The organism is Thermoactinospora rubra, from assembly GCF_002093975.1.
Lineage (GTDB): Bacteria > Actinomycetota > Actinomycetes > Streptosporangiales > Streptosporangiaceae > Nonomuraea > Nonomuraea rubra_A.
Map to the genome: position 1 here is coordinate 136,902 of NZ_MSZZ01000022.1, position 17,532 is coordinate 154,433.

Annotated in this window: 16 protein-coding genes; 8 read left to right on the forward strand and 8 right to left on the reverse strand. The window is 70.6% G+C overall.

Going from position 1 to position 17,532, the window contains the following annotated elements; genetic code table 11:
- Window positions 1-51 precede the first annotated feature (51 nt).
- Window positions 52-657 carry a TetR/AcrR family transcriptional regulator gene (locus tag BSB02_RS22260; RefSeq protein ID WP_240506580.1) on the forward strand — a complete coding sequence of 202 codons (606 nt, stop codon included), beginning with the start codon at window positions 52-54 and terminating at the stop codon, window positions 655-657.
- Here BSB02_RS22260 and BSB02_RS22265 read toward each other — a convergent pair.
- The 4 genes from BSB02_RS22265 to BSB02_RS22280 are packed head-to-tail and all read right to left on the reverse strand — an operon-like array spanning window position 647 to window position 4,436.
- Window positions 647-1,672: an ABC transporter ATP-binding protein gene (locus BSB02_RS22265; protein ID WP_084961418.1), complete on the reverse strand. Its 1,026-nt coding sequence runs from the start codon at window positions 1,670-1,672 to the stop codon at window positions 647-649. The two genes, BSB02_RS22260 and BSB02_RS22265, sit on opposite strands and share 11 nt — an antisense overlap.
- The gene (locus BSB02_RS22270; RefSeq protein ID WP_084961419.1) at window positions 1,659-2,435 is read right to left on the reverse strand and encodes an ABC transporter permease; all 777 of its coding nucleotides are present in this window, start codon (window positions 2,433-2,435) and stop codon (window positions 1,659-1,661) included. The genes BSB02_RS22265 and BSB02_RS22270 overlap by 14 nt, the downstream gene beginning before the upstream one ends.
- Window positions 2,428-3,321: an ABC transporter permease gene (locus tag BSB02_RS22275; RefSeq protein ID WP_084961422.1), complete on the reverse strand. Its 894-nt coding sequence runs from the start codon at window positions 3,319-3,321 to the stop codon at window positions 2,428-2,430. Before BSB02_RS22275 ends, BSB02_RS22270 begins: the two co-directional genes overlap by 8 nt.
- Window positions 3,318-4,436 (reverse strand): polyamine ABC transporter substrate-binding protein, encoded by a 1,119-nt coding sequence (locus tag BSB02_RS22280; RefSeq protein ID WP_084961423.1) that lies wholly within the window; start codon window positions 4,434-4,436, stop codon window positions 3,318-3,320. Before BSB02_RS22280 ends, BSB02_RS22275 begins: the two co-directional genes overlap by 4 nt.
- 188 nt (window positions 4,437-4,624) lie before the next feature.
- On the opposite strand from BSB02_RS22280, the gene BSB02_RS22285 reads away from it, so the two are divergent.
- A complete protein-coding gene (locus BSB02_RS22285; RefSeq protein WP_084961425.1) occupies window positions 4,625-5,689 on the forward strand; it encodes a hypothetical protein in 1,065 nt (354 codons plus the stop codon).
- Window positions 5,686-6,627 (forward strand): SIS domain-containing protein, encoded by a 942-nt coding sequence (locus BSB02_RS22290; RefSeq protein ID WP_084961427.1) that lies wholly within the window; start codon window positions 5,686-5,688, stop codon window positions 6,625-6,627. The genes BSB02_RS22285 and BSB02_RS22290 overlap by 4 nt, the downstream gene beginning before the upstream one ends.
- Here BSB02_RS22290 and BSB02_RS22295 read toward each other — a convergent pair.
- From BSB02_RS22295 to BSB02_RS22310, 4 genes are all read right to left on the reverse strand, one after another.
- The gene (locus BSB02_RS22295; protein WP_084961549.1) at window positions 6,621-7,178 is read right to left on the reverse strand and encodes a GTP-binding protein; all 558 of its coding nucleotides are present in this window, start codon (window positions 7,176-7,178) and stop codon (window positions 6,621-6,623) included. The two genes, BSB02_RS22290 and BSB02_RS22295, sit on opposite strands and share 7 nt — an antisense overlap.
- A 7-nt stretch (window positions 7,179-7,185) precedes the next feature.
- Window positions 7,186-7,503 carry a DUF742 domain-containing protein gene (locus tag BSB02_RS22300; protein WP_084961429.1) on the reverse strand — a complete coding sequence of 106 codons (318 nt, stop codon included), beginning with the start codon at window positions 7,501-7,503 and terminating at the stop codon, window positions 7,186-7,188.
- A gap of 87 nt (window positions 7,504-7,590) precedes the next feature.
- Complete coding sequence (locus BSB02_RS22305) at window positions 7,591-8,013, reverse strand: roadblock/LC7 domain-containing protein (RefSeq protein WP_084961431.1); 423 nt, start codon at window positions 8,011-8,013, stop codon at window positions 7,591-7,593.
- The gene (locus tag BSB02_RS22310; RefSeq protein WP_240506581.1) at window positions 7,985-10,681 is read right to left on the reverse strand and encodes a nitrate- and nitrite sensing domain-containing protein; all 2,697 of its coding nucleotides are present in this window, start codon (window positions 10,679-10,681) and stop codon (window positions 7,985-7,987) included. Before BSB02_RS22310 ends, BSB02_RS22305 begins: the two co-directional genes overlap by 29 nt.
- Window positions 10,682-10,991: 310 nt before the next feature.
- Between BSB02_RS22310 and BSB02_RS22315 the strand changes: the two genes are divergently transcribed.
- From BSB02_RS22315 to betA, 5 genes are read left to right on the forward strand one after another with little or no spacing between them, the layout of a single operon-like run.
- Window positions 10,992-12,065 (forward strand): quaternary amine ABC transporter ATP-binding protein, encoded by a 1,074-nt coding sequence (locus BSB02_RS22315; RefSeq protein WP_338064353.1) that lies wholly within the window; start codon window positions 10,992-10,994, stop codon window positions 12,063-12,065.
- A complete protein-coding gene (locus tag BSB02_RS22320) occupies window positions 12,062-13,948 on the forward strand; it encodes an ABC transporter permease (RefSeq protein WP_240506582.1) in 1,887 nt (628 codons plus the stop codon). The genes BSB02_RS22315 and BSB02_RS22320 overlap by 4 nt, the downstream gene beginning before the upstream one ends.
- Window positions 13,945-14,916 carry an ABC transporter substrate-binding protein gene (locus tag BSB02_RS22325; RefSeq protein ID WP_084961436.1) on the forward strand — a complete coding sequence of 324 codons (972 nt, stop codon included), beginning with the start codon at window positions 13,945-13,947 and terminating at the stop codon, window positions 14,914-14,916. Before BSB02_RS22320 ends, BSB02_RS22325 begins: the two co-directional genes overlap by 4 nt.
- A gap of 52 nt (window positions 14,917-14,968) precedes the next feature.
- The gene (locus BSB02_RS22330; protein ID WP_084961438.1) at window positions 14,969-15,898 is read left to right on the forward strand and encodes an ABC transporter substrate-binding protein; all 930 of its coding nucleotides are present in this window, start codon (window positions 14,969-14,971) and stop codon (window positions 15,896-15,898) included.
- A complete protein-coding gene (gene betA, locus BSB02_RS22335; protein WP_084961439.1) occupies window positions 15,895-17,529 on the forward strand; it encodes a choline dehydrogenase in 1,635 nt (544 codons plus the stop codon). The genes BSB02_RS22330 and betA overlap by 4 nt, the downstream gene beginning before the upstream one ends.
- The last annotated feature ends 3 nt before the right edge of the window (window positions 17,530-17,532 follow it).

Consider the following 17,532-nt stretch of genomic DNA (forward strand, 5'->3'; position numbering starts at 1 on the left):
CTTCAAAAGGTCAGCTGGCGTAAAGGTCGGCTTCACGGCACTATGGCTCGCGTGACCCAGCGGAAGAGCCGCACCGACCGGCGAAACGACCTGATCGAGGCCGCCCGCCGCGCGATCGTCCGCCACGGCATCGACCGGGTGCAGCTCGCGCACGTCGCCGAGGAGGCCGGGCTGAGCTCCGGCGCGGTGCTCTATCACTACCCCGACCTGTCGGACCTGCTGCTGGACGCCCAGCAGGCCGGGCTGGAGCGCTTCTACGAGCAGCGGCTCAAGCAGATCGCGAGCCTGTCGGACCCGGCCGAGAAGCTGGTCACCACCATCAGGGCCGGGCTGCCCACCGGGCCGGACGACCCCGACGTGCGGCTGCTCAACGAGTGCGGCGGCGCCGCGGGGCGCAACCGCATGTACGCGCTGATGCTGACCGCGCTGTACGACCGGCAGGTGTCGATGTACCAGTCGATCCTGGACACCGGGGCGGCCCTCGGGGTCTTCACGCTGACCGCCGACTCGCAGACGATCGCGCGCAACCTGGTGGCTCTGGAGGACGCGTACGGCTACCGCATCACGGCCCGGCACCCGGCGATCGGCCCGGCGCAGGCCGTCGAGCTGATCCTGTCCTACGCCCGGACGGCGACGGGGTGCCCGCTCACGCATTGATGATCACCGCGTCCTCGGGCGCCCAGCCGAGCACGACCTGTTCGCCGGGCCGTACCCTGCTGGCTCCCTGGACGGCGGCCAGCACCGGCTTGGGGTGGCCCGCGACCTGCACGGAGACGTGCGAGACGCCGCCGTAGAAGCTCACGTCGGCGACGGTGCCCGCCAGCCCCTCCCCGGCGTCGAGCCGGACCTTCTCCGGCCGGACGGCGAGCAGCGCGGCGGCGCCCTCGGTGGCCTGGCCCGTGCCGCGCAGCAGCCCGAACGCCTCGGTCTTGACTCCGCCGTCGGTGAAGACGCCCTCGAACAGGTTGTTGGCGCCGACGAAGTCGGCCACGAAGCGGGTGCGCGGCCGCTCGTAGAGGGCGACCGGCTCGTCCACCTGGCAGACGCGCCCGGCGGAGAAGACGGCGATGCGGTCGGCCAGCGACATGGCCTCCTCCTGGTCGTGGGTGACCACGACGAAGGTGATGCCGACCTCGTGCTGCAGGCGCTTGAGCTCCAGCTGCATGTCCGCGCGGACCTTCTTGTCCAGCGCCGACAGCGGCTCGTCGAGCAGCAGCAGGCGGGGCCGCTTGACGATCGCGCGGGCCAGGGCGACGCGCTGGCGCTGGCCGCCGGACAGCTGGTGGGGCTTCCTGCCGCCGAGGTCCGACAGCCCGACGGTCTCCAGCACCTCGCCGACGCGGTGCCTGATCTCGGCCCGGTCCAGCTTCTCCTGCTCCAGGCCGTAGGCGACGTTCTTGGCGACCGTCATGTGCGGGAAGAGCGCGTAGGACTGGAACATGAGGTTGACGGGCCGCTTGTTCGGCGGCTTGGCGAGCAGGTCCGCCCCGTCGAGCGTGACCGTGCCGGAGTCGGGCGTCTCGAAGCCGGCGAGGATGCGCAGCAGCGTGGTCTTGCCGCAGCCGGAGGGGCCCAGCAGCGCGAAGAACTCGCCCTGGCCGATCTCCAGCGAGACGTCCTCCAGGGCGGTGACCTCGCCGAAGCGGCGGCTGACCCGGTCAATCGTGAGCACGACGACTCTCCCCGATCTTGGTGAGGCGCTGCCCCGCGATGACGGCGGTGAAGCTGACCAGCAGCATGATCGAGGCCAGCGCGTTGACCTCGGGCTTCACCCCGACGCGGAGCATGGAGTAGATGACGATGGGCAACGTCTGCTCGGTCGGCCCGATCGTGAAGAAGGCGATGACGAACTCGTCGACGGACAGCGTGAAGGCCAGCAGCGCCCCGGCCACGATGCCCGGCAGCAGCTGCGGCAGCGTGATCCTGACGAACGTCCGGACGGCTCCGGCGCCCAGGTCGCGCGAGGCCTCCTCCAGCGAGGTGTCGGCGTGCGTCAGCCGCGTGCGCACCACGGCGGCGACGAACGCCATGGCGAACACCGTGTGCGCGATCGTCACCGACCACAGGCCGAGCGTGAACTCGACCACGGTGTAGAGCATGAGCAGCCCGATCGCGATGATGAGGTCGGGCAGCACGGCCGGCATGAGGCTGACGGCGTCCAGCAGCCGGGAGCGGCTGTAGCGGGCCAGGCCCACGGCCAGCAGGGTGCCGAGCACCGTGGCCAGCACGGTGGTGCCCGCCGCCACGACGAGGGTGTTGACCAGGCCCTCGCCGATCCGGGCGTTGCCGGCCAGCTCGCCGTACCACTTGAGGCTGAAGCCCTCGAACACGTACGGCGAGGTGCCCGCGTTGAAGGACATGGCCACGACGACCAGGATCGGCACGTAGAGGAAGGCGTAGGTCAGCCAGAGCGGGACGAATCGCAGCTTACCCATGGCGGGCCGCCTTCGCCTGGACGACCAGCAGCACCAGCAGCACGGCGATCAGGGTCAGCGCCAGCGCCGAGCCGAAGGGATAGTCCCGCTCGCGCAGGAACGCCGTCTGGACGAGGTTGCCGACCATGAGGCTCTTGCCGCCGCCCAGCAGCTCGGGCACCGCGAAGTTGCCGAAGCTGGGCACGAACACGAACATGCACCCGGTCATCACGCCCGGCAGGGTGAGCGGGAAGGTCACCCGGCGGAACGTGGTGAACGCCGAGGCCCCCAGGTTCGCCGACGCCTCGCGCAGCTGGGGGTCCAGCCGCTCGATGGCGCTGTAGAGCGGCAGCACCATCAGCGGCAGGTAGGCGTACAGCAGGCCGGTGACGATCGCGCCGTCGGTGTAGAGCATCTCCAGCTCGGCGCCGAGCAGGCGGTTGATCAGGCCCGGCCCGCTCATCAGGATGATCAGCGCGAACATCCGGATGATGAAGCTGGTCAGGAACGGCAGCACGATCGCCACCAGCGCGACCGTCTTCCACCGGGGCGGCAGGTGGGCGATCGCGTACGCCGTCGGGTAGCCCACGAGCAGCGCGATCACCGTCGCGATGGTGGCCAGCTTCAGCGAGTCGACGACGACGCCCAGGTAGAGCGGGTCGATCAGGCGCGTGAAGTTCTCGGTGGTGAACTCGTACACCACGCCGCCGAAGCGGCCGCGGCGGAACACCGAGTGGGCGAACACCAGCGCCAGCGGGATCAGCAGGAAGACCAGCAGGTACGTCAGCCCCGGTCCCAGGAACGCCGAAGCGGCGAGCCGCCGGGACCGCCTCGCCGCGGCCGGCGCGCCGCCGGCAGGCCCCGGCCGGCCCCCCGGGGGCGCCGGCCGGGTGGACGTGCTCGTCATTTCTGGGCCGCGACCTCGGTCGCCAGGCGGGTGTACTTGGTGGACGCCTCACCCAGGTCGATGATCGACTCACCCTGGAGCAGCTCGGCCGGGCTGATGCCGAGCAGCGAGCCCTCGGGGATCTCCACCCGGTCCATCGCGGCCTTGTTGGGCACCTTGTAGCCGATGTTCTCGGCCGCCCAGCTGTGGATCTCCGGGGAGAGCACGTAGTTGATGAAGGCGTGGGCGGCCTCCTTGTTCTTGGAGGACTTCATGATCACCATGGTGTCCACCCACAGGTCGCTGCCCTCCTTGGGCACGACCCAGCCGATGTTCTTCTCGGTGGTCGGGCACCAGCCGTCCCAGGCCTCCACCATCACGGCCTCGCCGGACTTCAGCTTCTCGCCGAAGGTGAGGTCGTCGTAGCCGAGCAGGTGCGGCTTGGCCTTCAGCAGCAGCTCCTTGACCTTGGCGATGTCCTCATCCTTGTCGGTGTTGACCGACAGGCCCAGGGCCTTGAGCGCGGGCAGGGCCAGCCACCGCTCGGTGGTCATCATGGTGACCTTCTTGTCCGCCTCGGCCGGCGGGTTGAGCAGGTCGTTCCAGCTCTGCGGCGGGCTCTTGAGCAGGTCCTTGCGGTAGCAGATGCCGGTGGTGCCCCAGGTGTAGGGCACGGAGAACTTGTTGCCCTTGTCGTAGGACAGCTGGGTGGCCTCGGGGTAGAGGTTGGCCAGGTTCGGGATCAGCTCGGGGTGGATCGGCTCCAGCATGCCCTGCTCGGCCAGCGCCTGGGCGTACTGGCCGGAGACGAAGGCCACGTCGATGCCGTGATCGCCGGGGGCGGTCAGCTTGGCCATCGCCTTCTCGTTGGTGTCGTGCAGGGTGATCTTCACTTCCTGCACGCCCAGCTCGGCCTTGGCCCGCTCGGGCAGCTCCTTGGGCGTGTAGCCGTCCCACACCGTCACGGTGATGCGCTGCTTGGACAGGTCCGCCTTGGCGTCGAGCTGGGCCGCCGTCGCGGTGGCCTGGGCGCCGCCACTACCGGAGGACTGGCCGCCGCAGGCGGCTGCGGCTAGCGCGAGCCCGGCGACCGCCAGAGCTGCCGGGAGACGACGCGGGACTCGGGTACGGAACACGACCGCTTCTCCTTGATGGAACGATGGGTTGGGTCATGCCTGACATGACTCACCAGACCCTACACAGCACACCAGGGTAGGACTTTTGCAGAAGATTTAAACTTGAGCAACACTTATCGCCCATTGGGCTAGCTGGAAGTACGGTCGGTGTTTTGAACAACGATTCAGTTTGGGCACGCCTGCTCTCCGTGCGTGAGAAGCCGGTCACGGGGCGGGACCAGGGTGTCACCGCGGCGTTGCTGGCCGCCCTCGGCGAACAGCCTCCGCCGCCTTTCCGCGTGCGGGCGTTCCGGCCGCTAGGCGCGCTGGGGCCGGGCGTGGAGCGGGAATTCTCCGTGGACCAGACCAATCATTCGGTCGTGGTGGACGAACGTTTCGTCGTGAAATGGATCACACCGCCCGCGCCCGTGCCGCATCCCGCGCCGGAGCTCCTCGGGCATCTCGCCGCCGTGGGGTTCGCCGAGACGGCTCCGCCGTACGCGGCCGTCTTCCTGCGGGAGGGCGGGCGTGAGTTCCTCGTGGCGCTGGTGACCGGGTTCCTTCCCGGGGCGCGGGACGGCTGGGAGTGGTGCGTCGAGGAGGCGGTGGCCGGGCGGGTGGAGTTCGCCGCCGCCGTGGGCGGCCTCGCCGCAGGCCTGCACCGGGCGCTGGCCTCCTTCCCGGGCACGGCTCCTGGTACGGCGCAGCCGGGCCTCGACGCGGCGTCCCGGGCCGAGGCGGCGCTGCGCGAGGCGCTGGAGCTGACCGGCAAGGACGACGAGGAGGACGGCGCATGGCTGGCGACCAGGGCCGGGGCCATGCGGCGCGAGCTCGCCCGGCTGCGCGACCCCGCCGGCTCTCCGGCCATCCGCATCCACGGCGACCTCCACGTCGGCCAGATCCTCCGGTGGGAGGGCGGCTACGCGGTCGTCGACTTCGACGGCAACCCCACGATCCCCGACGCCGCGCCGTACCAGCCGGCCGCCAGGGACGTCGCCCAGCTGACCACGAGCCTGGAGCACGTCGCGCAGGTGGCCGTCAAGCGCCGCGGGCTGGAGCCCGGCAGGGCCCGCGAGTGGGCGGCCGAGGCGCGCGAACGGCTGCTGGCGGCCTACCGGGCCCGCGCCCGCGACCTGCTGGACGAGACGCTCCTGCGGCCCTTCGAGGTGGAGCAGGAGTGCCGCGAGCTCATCTACGCCGCCCGCCACCTGCCGCGATGGCGCTACGCCCCGATGGGCGTGCTGCGCACCTGGTACCCGGAGGAGAACCCGTGAAGCCCGACCTGTTCCTGGCCGACCTGGAGGCCAAGCCCGCCGCGCTGGCGGAGCTGGCCAGGCACCTGGAGGACCCCCCCCTCCCGCCGCTGCCGCGGGTGCGGCGGGTGCTGCTGCTGGGCATGGGCAGCTCGCGGTACGCCGCCGGGGTGGCCGCCCGCCGCCTGCGGGCCGCGGGGATCGACGCCCACGCCGAGTACGGCTCGGCCGCCGCGTCCTTCCCGCCGGGCGAGGGCCTGCTCGTGGTCCCCATCTCGGCCACGGGCGGCAGCCGCGAGACGCTGGACGCCGCGGCCCGCTACACCGGCACCGGCGCCACCGTCCTGGCGATCACCAACGTGCCCGGCTCGAAGGTCACCGAGGGCGCCGACGCGGTGATCCCCATGCTGGCCGGCGAGGAGCGGGGCGGGGTGGCCTGCCGGACCTTCCAGCACACCCTCGTCTGGCTGCTGGCCCTGGAGGCCGCGCTCACCGGCGCCCCGCACGACCTGCCCGCGCTCGTCCGCCGGGCCGCCGAGGCGACCGCCGACCTGCTGGAGCGCCGCGACGCCTGGCTGCCCAAGACGCTGGAGCTGCTGGACGGGCCGCACGGCGTCTACGCCATCGCCCCGGCCGAGCGGCTGTCGTCGGCGCAGCAGTCGGCGCTCATGGTCCGCGAGGGGCCGCGCCGCCCCGCCGACGCCTGCGAGACGGGCGACTGGGCGCACGTGGACGTCTACCTGACCAAGACGCTGGACTACCGGGCCCTCCTGTTCCCCGGCTCGGCCTACGACGAGCAGGCCATGGAGTGGGTACGGCGGCGCGGCTCGACCGTGGTCATGGTGGGCGTGGGCGGCGACGTGCGCTACCGGCACGACGAGGAGCCCGACGTGGCGCTGCTCACCGAGACGCTGGTCGCCGAGCTGGTGGCCGCCCGGTGGTGGCTGGACGCTCAGTAGGTGGCGCCGTACGCGGTGCGCACCCGCAGGGCGTGCTCGACCAGCGTGATCAGGGTCTCCTTGACGGCGTTGCGGCGCCGGGCGTCGGTCTGCACGATCGGCACCGACGGGCTGACCGCCAGCGCCTCGCGCACCTCGGCCTCACCGTGCGAGAACTGGCCGTCCCAGCCGTTGACCGCGATGACGAACGGCAGGCGGGCCTCCTCGAAGTAGTCGATGGCGGGGAAGCTGTCGGCCAGGCGCCGGGTGTCGACCAGCACCACCGCGCCGATCGCGCCGCGCACCAGGTCGTCCCACATGAACCAGAACCTGTGCTGCCCGGGCGTGCCGAACAGGTACAGGATCAGATCCTTGTCCAGCGTGACCCGGCCGAAGTCCATCGCCACGGTCGTGGTGGACTTCAGCGGCGTCATCTCCAGGTCGTCCACGCCCACCGAGGCGTCGGTCATCACCGCCTCCGTGGTCAGCGGCATGATCTCGGAGACGGCGCCGACGAACGTCGTCTTGCCGACGCCGAACCCCCCGGCCACCACGATCTTCGCCGAGGTGATCCCGGGGCTAGAGCCTGCGAAGTCCACTGAGCACCCTTTCCAGCAGGTTCCTGTCCGGCGTGCCGGCCGCCTCCAGCTGCGGCTGGTAGACCCGCACCAGCCCCTCGGCCTCCATGTCGGCGATCAGCACGCGAGCGACTCCCAACGGCACCGCGAGCAGCGCGGAGACCTCGGCCACGGATCTGACCTGGCGGCACAGCTCGCTGATCGCACGGTACTCCCGGGAATAGGTCGGGCCCAGCTGAACCGAGGTCGCCGAGGAGACCAGCGCCTCCATCGCCAGGTTGCTGCGCGGCACGGTACGTCCGCCGGTGACCGCGTACATGCGCACCAAAGAGGGCTGCTCCGGCTCCCCCGGCCCGGACGCCCCGTCATGAAACCCGTCTTGCCACGATGTCACCGGTCTACTCCCTTACCACGGGCGCGACGTCGACAGCTCCGCCCGCACCGCGGGCGTCAGCACCTGCCCCGCGCGCTCGACGAGAATCGTCATCTGGTAGGCGACCAGCCCCATGTCGCAGTCGGGGGCGGCCAGCACCGCCAGACACGAGCCGTCGCTGATCGACATGACCAGCAGCAGCCCGCGCTGCATCTCCACGAGGGTCTGGGTGACGTTCCCGCCCTCGAACACTCGCGCGGCGCCCTGAGTGAGGCTGATCAACCCGGCCGCGATGGCCGCGAGCTGGTCGGCCCGGTCCTTGGGGAAGCCGCGGGAGAAGGCCATGGGCAGCCCGTCGGCGGAGACCACGACCGCGTGCGCGACGCCGGGCACGTCCTCCACGAACCGGGTGACCAGCCAGTTCACGTCACGCGCTGCCTGACTCAGTTCCCTCATAGTGACTCCCCTCCTGTCGGCCTCTCTTGATCCCCTGCTGGTAACTGGAGAGCCGGTCGCGTACCTCGTGCGGCGAGACGGGCGGCGCGGGCGGCATCGGCTGGGGCGGCGGGGGCGGCGCGCCTGGCACCAGGTTGGCCCTGGGAGTGCGTTTGGGCAAGCCGGCCCGGGTGGTCCCGGCCTGCTGGGGCTGGACCGCCGGCTCGGCCACCGCTCCCCAGCCGTCGCCCCTCGGCGGGGCGGCGGGCCGCTCGGCGGGCCGTTCCGCAGGCACGGGCGCCCTGGTGAACCAGCTGCTGGGCTGCTCCATCGAGTCGAAGACCGGCAGGCGCTCCTCCTCCGCGCGAGGCTCGATGCGGGGCTCGATGTGGGGCTCCATGCGGGATGGCTCCACGCGCGGCTCCATCCAGGAGTCCGTGCGCGACTCCACCCGGCCCAGCGGATCGACCGGCGCGCCGCCGTGCCCCACCGAGTTCGTGTTCGGGTTCGGGTTCGGGAAGGACGGCAGGCTCGGCAGCTCCGCCGACGACGGAGACGGCCTGCTGAACCAGGAGGAGGCCGGCTCCGCCGCCCGGTCGAACGCCGCCCGGTCGAAGTCCACCCGGTCGAAGCTGTCCATGGTCGGGGCGACGTCGAAGGAGGGGTGCCCGTAGGTGAACGGGTCGGGCGAGGCCGGTGGCGGGGGCGGCGGCGCGGGCACCTGGCCGGGCACCACCGTGAGCAGGTGCTCCGGCAGCAGCACCATCGCCGACAGGCCGCCCACGTCCTGCTGGCGCAGCTGCACCCGGATGTCGTGGCGCAGGGCCAGGCGGCCGACCACGAACAGGCCCATCCGGCGGGAGACCGACACGTCCACCACGGGCGGGTGGGCCAGCCGCCAGTTGGCCTGGGCGAGCTCTTCCTGCGTCATGCCGATGCCCTGGTCGGACACCGACACCATGACGCCGCCGCCGTCGATGCGGCTGCTGGAGATCACCACCTTGGTGTCGTGCCGGGAGAAGGAGATGGCGTTCTCCACCAGCTCGGCGAGCAGGTGGACCACGTCGTTGACGGCCTGGCCGACGACGGCGACGTCGGAGGCCACCTGGATGCTGACCCGGTCGTAGTTCTCCACCTCGCCGAGCGCCGCCCGCACGACGTCGAGCAGCTCGACCGGCTGGGTCCACTTGCGGGCGATCTCCTGGCCGGCCAGGACCAGCAGGTTCTCGCTGTTGCGCCGCATGCGGGTGGCCAGGTGGTCCAGCTTGAACAGGTCGCCGAGCCTGGCGTCGTCGCGCTCGCCCCGCTCCAGCCGCTCGATCAGCGTCAGCTGCCGCTCGACCAGGGTCTGGCTGCGGCGCGAGAGGTTGACGAACATCGCGTTGACGTTGGCGCGGAGCTTGGCCTCCTCGCCCGCCAGCCGTACGGCCTCGCGGTGGACCTCGTCGAAGGCCCGCGCCACCTCGCCGACCTCATCCCTGGTGAAGATGCCGATGGGCGGCACCTCCGGGATGTCCATGGCATCGCCGTCGCGGGCCTCGCGCAGCCGCTGGACGAACTCCGGCAGCTTCTGGCCGGCGATCTCCAGGGCCTCCCTGCGCAGCCGCCGCAGCGGGCGCACCAGCGACCTGGCCACCCCGGTGGTGATGAGCAGGACGGCCACGAGCAGGGCCACGACGGCCCCGGCGACCACGAAGGCGCGCCGCCGCTCGGTCGAGCTGAGCTCCTCGCTCCTGAGCACGATCGCGTCGGCCTGGGCGCGCTCGACGTTACGCATCGCGTCGAGGATCACCCTGCTCGCCTCGAACCACTCGCGGGCGTCGTCGCTCTTGGTGAGGTCCAGGCCGCGCAGCGGGGCGCCGGAGGTGGCCCGGGTGAGCACCAGCTCGCGCAGGAACAGGGCGCGGTCGGCGCCGCGGCCGTTGACGGCCTCGTCGAACCGGCGGCGCTCCTCGGCGGTGGCCTCGTCGGCGAACGCCTTGCGCTCGATCTGCTCGCGCGACAGCTCGCCGAGGAAGCGCTGCAGCTGGTCGTTCTCGAAGCGGCCCTCCACCAGCACCACGGTGAGCAGCGCCTGCTGGAGCGACAGGCTCTCCTTGGCCCTGGCCAGGGCCTGGAGCATGCGGTTCTGGCGGAAGAGGGCGTCGTCGTCGGCGCCCTTGCTGACCTCGTCGTGGACGGTCAGCAGGTCGCCGATGACGGTGGTGTACAGGTCGACGGTGGCGCCGGGCAGGAGGTCGCCTTCGAGCGCCTGCTTGCGCAGCTCGCGCAGGTCCTCCAGCCGGGTCTTCATGGTCTCGACCTCGTCGGCGGTGCGGCCGGTGAGCTCGCCGGCGAGCTGGGCCGCGGTGTCGGTGGCCGCCTGGGCGGCGGTGTCGACCTCGGCCAGCTGCCTGGCGATCCCGTCACGTCCGCCGGCGGGCCGTCCCCGGGCGACGAACCAGGACACCCTGGCCCGCTCGTCGGCCAGGTGGTGGGTGAGCTCGCCGACCTGGCTCGACAGCCTGGCCAGGTCACTGGTCCTGGCGTACTCCGCGGCCGCGCCGGTGGAGTTGAGCACCTGAATGCCGCCGAGCAGCACGGCGGCCGCGGTGGGCACCAGGATGAGGGCGACGAGCCGGGCGCGAACCCGCCAGTTGCGCAATCGCCATCTGCTGTCGCTCCCCGCCGGGGGACGCCTCTCACCCATCTGTTGTCCTGACATCGGCCGAAAATTTCCGACGGGTCTTTCTCCGTGTACAGCCGAGTACGGTACACACGTCTACCAGTTCGGCCAAACAAACATTACGCGACAAAACTCGAGCAATGGGGCTCAGGCCAAGAAAGCTGGAGCTCCCAATCCTGTCGCTCTTGTGCGGTTGTGAACGTCTATGTCCTAGTATGAGCGGTTGGGCCGCGCCAATAGGTAACAGTCAGGGCTCCGGCAGGTCACAGCGTTGAGGGAATCTTCTCGAAGGACATATGTTGTCCCATCATGCTCTGATCCTCTGGAGGGAATTGTGCGGGTTGCTCCCGAGAGACCGAGCATCGACCCGGCCGGAATCAAGGTCACCGGACTGTGGAAGATCTTCGGCCCGAGGGCGGAGCGTGTGCTGGCCGGCGAGGACAGGAATCTCGACCCCGAGGAGCTGCGCCGCAGGACCGGCTGCACCGCGGCCGTGCGTGACGTCTCCTTCGAGGTACGGCCCGGCGAGATGTTCGTCGTCATGGGCCTGTCGGGAAGCGGCAAGTCCACGCTGGTGCGCTGCCTGACCCGGCTCGTCGAGCCCACGGCGGGCGAGATCAGCATCGGCGGCGAGGACGTCGTGCGCGCCTCCCCCGCACAGCTGCGCGAGCTGCGCCGCCACCGGGTCAGCATGGTCTTCCAGCACTTCGGGCTGCTGCCGCACCGCCGCGTCATCGACAACGTCGCCTACGGCCTGGAGATCCAGGGCAAGCCCAAGGCGGCCAGGCGGGAACGCGCCAGGCAGATCCTCGCCCTGGTCGGGCTCGACGGCCACGCCGACTCCTACCCCGACCAGCTGTCCGGCGGCATGCAGCAGCGGGTGGGGCTGGCCCGCGCACTCGCCGTCGACCCGGAGGTCATGCTGTTCGACGAGCCGTTCAGCGCGCTGGACCCGCTGATCCGCCGGGACATGCAGGCCGAGGTCGTCCGCCTGCACCGCGAGGTCGGCAAGACCATGGTCTTCATCACCCACGACCTGTCGGAGGCCCTGAAGCTGGGCGAGCGCATCGCCATCATGCGCGCCGGGGCGATCGTCCAGCTCGGCACCCCCGAGGAGCTGGTGGGCGCGCCCGCTGACGACTACGTCGCCGACTTCGTGCGCGACGTCCCGCGCAGCGAGGTGCTCTCGCTGCGGTGGATCTGCCGCGACCCCGAGCCCGGGGAGTCGCTGGAGGGCCCCGAGCTGCCCGCGCACACCGTCATCAAGGACGCCGTGCCCGTGGCCGCCGCCTCCGCCCAGCCGATCCGCGTGGTCGACGGCGAGAAGCTCGTGGGCGTGGTGGACCGGGTGGACATCCTCGGCTCGCTGGCCCCGGCGCCGGCCGTACCGGAGAAGGCTCCGGCATGAGCCTGCAGGCCACCGCCGCGCCCGCGGCCGTCCGGCTGCCGCGCTGGCTGGTCCCGGCGGGCGTGGCGGCGCTGTTCGTGGCGGCCTACCTGGTCTTCAAGGGGACCGGCACGCTGCCGCACGACAAGGAGGCGCCGCAGTTCCTGGCCATCACGGACCTGCGCGAGTGGATCGACGCCAACCGCAACTCCAGCCCGGTCTTCCTGTACTTCGTCAACTACATCCGGATCTACGTCGGCGAGCTGTACACCGCCCTGTATGTGGCGCTGACCTCGCTGGGCTGGCCGGGGCTGATCGGCGTGATGGGCGGGCTGGGCTGGCTGGCGGGCGGCTGGCGCGTCGGCCTGGCGGCGGTGGCCGGGTTCGGCTCGTTCGCGGTGCTGGGGCTGTGGGACGAGAGCGTGCTGACCCTCACCCTGGTGGTGGCCGCGGTGCTGCTGTCGCTGCTGGTCGGGATGCCGCTGGGCGTGTGGGCGGGCCGCTCGCCGCGGCTGCGCAGGCTGGTGACGCCCGCGCTGGACGTCATGCAGATCATGCCGACGTTCGCCTACCTGGCGCCGCTGGTGCTGTTCTTCCAGATCGGCCCGATCGCGGGCATCGTGGCCACGATGATCTACTCGATCCCGCCCGCGATCCGGATCACCGCACTGGCGATCGAGCAGGTCTCCCCCACCGCCGTGGAGGCCTCCGCCTCGCTGGGCGCCACGCGCTGGCAGACGCTGCGCAAGGTCTACCTGCCGCTGGGCCGCTCGACCATGGCGCTCGCGGTCAACCAGACCATCATGATGGCGCTGTCCATGGTCGTCATCGCGGCGTTGATCGCCGCGCCGGGGCTGGGCGACATCATCATCCGCGGCCTGTCGCGCGCCCAGGTCGGCATCATGCTCCCGGCCGGCATCGCGATCGTCGTCATGGCGGTGGTGCTGGACCGGATCACCATGGCCGCCGCCCGGCGCGGGCCGCACGACCGCATCGGGCGGGCCCGCCTGCTGGGCGCCGCGGCGCCGGCCGTTCTCGGGCTCGCGGGCACGGCGGTGCTGCCGGCGCAGTACCCGGAGGACTGGTCGGTCCGCTTCGTCACCCAGGTCAACGAGGCCGTCCGGTGGGCGGAGACCAACTGGTACCCGGTCACCGCCTTCGTCAAGGACGTCACCAGCGCGGTGCTGCTGAACCCGCTGGAGGGCCTGCTCACCTCCGCGCCGTGGTGGCTGGTCGCCGCCGCCGTGCTGACGGTGGGCTGGTGGGCCGGCGGGGTACGGCCGGCGCTCACGGCCCTGGGCTGCCTGCTGGCGATCGCGCTGCTCGGCGTGTGGGAGCACGCGATGAGCACGCTGAGCATGGTCCTGGTCGCGGTGGTGTTCACGCTCGCCGCCGGGCTCCTGCTGGGCGTGGCGGCCGCCCGCCGGCCACGGTTCTCGGCCGTCCAGCGGCCGATCCTGGACGCCGCGCAGACCATGCCGTCCTTCGTCTACCTGCTGCCGGCGCTGGCGCTGTTCGAGTCGACCAAGTTCACGGCCATCTTCGCCTCGGTGATCTACTCCATTCCGCCGGTCGTCCGCCTGGTCGAGGACGGCATACGCGGGGTGCCCGAGACAGTGGTGGAGGCGGCGACGGCCGCCGGCTCCACTCCGCGGCAGCTGTTGTGGAAGGTGCAGCTGCCGATGGCGCGCCGGGCCATCATGCTCGCCGCCAACCAGGGGATCGTGATGACGCTCGCCATGGTCGTCATCGGCGGCATGGTCGGGGCGGGCGCTCTCGGCTACGACGTGATCACCGGCTTCTCCCAGCGCTCGGACTTCGGGATGGGCTTCGCCGCCGGTGTGGCGACGGTGCTGCTCGGGGTCATGCTTGACCGCATCACTACCGCGAGGAGATCTTCATGAGGATGCGCCTGCTCGCAGGCTTTTTAGTGCTCGGCATGAGCGTCGCCGGATGCGGCGGCGCCAAGGTGGACACCGCGCCGCAAACCGGCGCCCCCACGGCGGGGTCGGCTCCGGCCTCCTCGGCGGCGGGCACCGTCAAGATCGCGATCAACCCTTGGGTGGGCTACGAGGCCAGCGCCAACGTGGTGGCCTACCTGCTGAAGAACGAGCTCGGCTACCAGGTGGAGATGCCGGAGCTCAAGGAGCAGGTGGCCTGGGAGGGCTTCGAGACCGGCACGGTCGACGTGATCATCGAGAACTGGGGTCACGAGGACCTGAAGAAGAAGTTCATCGAGGAGAAGAAGGTCGCCGTCGAGGCCGGCTCCACCGGCAACAAGGGCGTCATCGGCTGGTACGTGCCCAAGTGGATGGCCGACAAGTACCCCGACATCACCGACTGGAAGAACCTCAACAAGTACGCCGACCTGTTCAAGACCTCCGAGTCCGGCGACAAGGGCGCGCTGCTGTTCGGCGACCCCTCCTACGTCAGCAACGAGGAAGCGCTGATCAAGAACCTCAAGCTGAACTTCAAGGTCGTCACCGGCGGCTCGGAGGCCGCCCTGATCAAGAGCGCCCAGCAGGCGCAGGAGCAGAAGAAGCCGCTGCTGTTCTACTTCTGGGACCCGCACTGGCTGTTCAGCAAGATCGAGCTGGTCCGCGTCAAGCTGCCCCCGTACACCCCGGGCTGCGACGCCGACCCCAAGAAGGTAGCCTGCGACTACCCTGAGCTGGACCTCGACAAGATCGTGAGCAAGAAGTTCGCCGACACCGGCGGCAAGGCCTACGAGCTGGTCAAGAACTTCAGCTGGACCAACGAGGACCAGAACCAGGTCGCCCTCGACATCAACAACGGCACCGACCCCCAGGAAGCGGCCAAGAAGTGGATCGAGGCCAACCCCGCCAAGTGGCAGGCCTGGATCCCCAAGTGACCGATCGCGTCCGCGGCTCCCGGCCTCCGGGGGCCGCGGCACGGAGACTCCCATGAAGACCAAACTGCTCGCTGTACCGCTCGCCCTGATCCTGCTGGCCGCCTGCACCGCCGAGGACCCGCAGCAGCAGGCCGCCGGCAAGGGCACGGTGCGGATCGACGTCCACGGCTGGGTGGGCTACGAGGCCACCGCCGCCGTGCTGTCCTACCTGCTGGAGCACGAGCTCGGCTACCGGGTGATCCAGCGCAAGACCACCGAGGACAAGTCCTGGCCGGACTTCGAGACCGGCAAGGTCGACGTCATCGTCGAGAACTGGGGTCACGAGGACCTCAAGAAGAAGTACATCGAGGAGAAGAAGGTCGCGGTCTCCGCCGGACTCAACGGCAACAAGGGCGTCATCGGCTGGTACATCCCGCAATGGATGGCCGACGAGTATCCCGGCATCACGGACTGGCGCACCCTCAACCGGCGGGCGTCCCTGTTCCGGACCGAGAAGACCGGGGAGCAGGGCCAGCTCCTCGACGGCGACCCGACGTTCGTGACCAACGACGAGGCTCTGGTCAGGAACCTCGGGCTGAACTTCAAGGTCGTCTACTCCGGCAGCGAGGACGCGCTGATCAAGGCCGCCCAGGAGGCGACCAAGAAGCGCAAGCCGCTGCTGATGTACTTCTACGAGCCGCAGTGGCTGTTCACCAAGCTCAAGCTCGTGAAGGTGAACCTGCCGCCCTACGCCATCGGCTGCGACGCCGACCCGGCCAAGGTCAAGTGCGACTACCCGCCCTACCTGCTCGACAAGATCGTCAGCGCCCGGTTCGCCCGCGAGGGCGGCGCCGCCTACGAGCTCGTGCGCAACTTCCAGTGGACCAACGACCACCAGAACAAGGTCGCCGGCGACATCGTGAGCGGCATGAAGCCCGAAGAGGCCGCCAGGAAGTGGGTCCAGGAGAACAAGATCGTGTGGAAGGACTGGATGCCCAGGTGAGAACTTGGGACTACGTCATCGTCGGCGGCGGCTCGGCCGGGTGCGCCCTGGCCAACCGGCTGAGCGCGGACCCGTCCACCTCAGTGTTGGTCCTGGAGGCGGGCCGGCCCGACTACTGGTGGGACGTGTTCATCCACATGCCGGCGGCGCTGATGTTTCCCATCGGCAACCGCTTCTACGACTGGAAGTACGAGTCCGAGCCCGAGCCCCACATGAACGGGCGGCGGATCTACCACGCCCGCGGCAAGGTGCTCGGCGGCTCCAGCAGCATCAACGGCATGATCTTCCAGCGCGGCAACCCGCTGGACTACGAGCGCTGGGCCGCCGACCCCGGCATGGAGGCATGGGACTACGCGCACTGCCTGCCGTACTTCAAGAAGATGGAGAACTGCCTGGCCGACCCCGGCACGCCGTACCGGGGCCACGACGGGCCGCTCGTGCTGGAGCGCGGACCCGCCGAGGGGCCGCTGTTCGAGGCGTTCTTCGCGGCCGTCCAGCAGGCCGGGCACGAGCTGACCGACGACGTCAACGGCTACCGGCAGGAGGGCTTCGCCGCCTTCGACCGCACCCTGCACCGGGGCCGCCGGCTCAGCGCCGCCCGCGCCTACCTGCATCCGGTACGGCACCGCCGCAACCTGTCGGTGCGCACCCGGGCCTTCGTCTCGAAGATCCTCTTCGAGGGCACGCGGGCGGTGGGCGTCGTGGCCGACGGCGAGCGCGTCCGCAGCCGGGAGATCATCCTGTGCGGCGGCGCGATCAACTCCCCTCACCTGCTCCAGGTGTCCGGCGTCGGCCCCAAGGACCTGCTGGAACAGGTCGGCGTCGAGGTCGTCCACGACCTGCCGGGCGTGGGCGCGAACCTGCAGGACCACCTGGAGGTCTACGTCCAGCACTCCTGCCTGAAGCCGGTCTCGCAGCAGCCCTCGCTGGCCCTGTGGCGCCGGCCGTTCATCGGCGCCGACTGGCTGTTCCTGCGCCGGGGGCCGGGGGCGACCAACCACTTCGAGGCGGGCGGCTTCCTGCGCTCCAACGACGAGGTCGCCTACCCGAACCTGATGATCCACTTCCTGCCGCTGGCCGTGCGCTACGACGGGTCGGCTCCGGCCGGCGGGCACGGCTACCAGCTGCACATCGGCCCCATGTACTCCGACGCCCGGGGATCGGTGCGGATCCGGTCGGCCGATCCCCGGGTCAAGCCGGCGCTGCGGTTCAACTACCTGTCCACCGACCAGGACCGGCGGGAGTGGGTCGAGGCGATCAGGCACGCGCGCCACATCCTGTCCCAGCCCGCGTGGGACGGGCTGAACGGCGGGGAGATCTCCCCCGGTCCCGGAGTGGAGACCGACGAGGAGATCCTCGACTGGGTGCGGCGCGACGGGGAGACCGCCCTGCACCCCTCGTGCACCTGCCGGATGGGCGTGGACGAGATGTCCGTCGTGGACCCCGCGACCATGCGCGTCCACGGGCTGGACGGGCTGCGGGTGGTCGACGCCTCGGTCATGCCGTACGTCACCAACGGCAACATCTACGCGCCGGTCATGATGCTGGCGGAGAAGGCGGCCGACCTCGTCATGGGCAACACGCCGCTGCCGCCCGAGCCGGTGGAGTTCCACCGGCGCCGGGCGGCCTAGCGG